The organism is Streptomyces cahuitamycinicus, assembly GCF_002891435.1.
GTDB classification, from domain to species: Bacteria; Actinomycetota; Actinomycetes; order Streptomycetales; family Streptomycetaceae; genus Streptomyces; species Streptomyces cahuitamycinicus.
The window spans coordinates 1-1,106 of sequence record NZ_POUC01000860.1; the positions used below are offsets into that span (position 1 = coordinate 1).

The 1,106-nt window shown below is 73.8% G+C and carries 2 protein-coding genes; both read right to left on the bottom strand.

The genetic code is table 11. From position 1 onward, the window contains the following. On the bottom strand, positions 1 to 202 hold a 202-nt coding region (locus C1J00_RS43475; RefSeq protein WP_146046420.1), incomplete at its 3' end, for a zinc ribbon domain-containing protein. Further along, positions 203 to 1,106, bottom strand: a 904-nt coding sequence (locus C1J00_RS43480; protein WP_146046421.1) for a tetratricopeptide repeat protein, incomplete at its 5' end; no start/stop codon positions are given. It lies immediately after the preceding gene.

Here is a 1,106-nt window from a genome sequence, read left to right on the forward strand (position 1 = left end):
GCGCCGACGGGGGCTGGGGATACCCGCCGGCCGGAGCGCCCTGACCGGGCACCGAGCCGTTCATGGTGATGGTGGGGTTGTCCTGCGGCCGTTCCGGCACGGCGGACACGTCGTATCCGCACGCGCCGCAGAAACGGTCACCCGACTCGAGGGGTTCCTCGCAACTCGGGCAGGCGGACAACCGGGGCATCTGCGACATCAACTACACCCACGTCCGGGGGCGGTAACGATTGGCACGTTCCACCAGGTCGATCCTCTCCTCGCCGCCCCGCGCCAGCCGGGCCAGCGTGCGGTACGAGCGTTCCAGACCGAAACGCAGGCCCCGCTCGTCCAGGCCGCTGCCGAGCAGCGTCCGTCCCCCGGCGGCGGGAGGGGCGGAACCCTGGTCCCCGGAGAGTACCCAGTCCAGCGCGCAACCGAGGACTTCGGCCGACAACTGCTCCCGCCGCGCCGGATCCAGACCGTACGCCTCCAGCGCCTCGACCTGCGCGGCGGCCGCCGTCAGATCCCCCAGGAACGCCGCGTCGGAGGCGCTCGCCGTGCGCTGCCGCAGCCGCGCGCGCACGGCCGCCACCCGGGCGGCCGTGTAGTGGATGGAGGACTCCGGGACCGACTCCAGCGTCCGTACGGCACCGTGACGGTCCCCGGTCGCCAGCTGGACGCGGGCCAGGCCGAACGCGGCGCTCACATAGCTCGGGTCGGTCGACCACACCAGCCGGTAGTACTCGGCGGCGTTGTCGAGCTGACCCAGCACCTCCGCGCACAGACCCAGCGCCAGCTTGGGCGCGATCTCACCGGGGAAGGCGTCGTAGATCGCGTCGAAGGCCAGCGCGGCGCCCTCGTCGTCACCCGTGACCAGCGCGGCCACGCCCCGGTACCAGACCACCCGCCAGTCGTCGGGCCGCTCGCCCTCCAGCGCGACCAGCGTCTGCAGCGAGGCGGCCGGATCGCCGGTCTCCAGCCAGGCCCGGATCTGCCTCAGCCGCGTCTCGGTCGACGGGGCCGGGGCGGCAGCCAGAGCGCCGAGCAGTTCCGCGGGCGCCGAGGTCATCAGGCCCGCCAGGAAACCGGCGTTGGGGTCGGTCGGGTCGACGCGGGGCACGGGG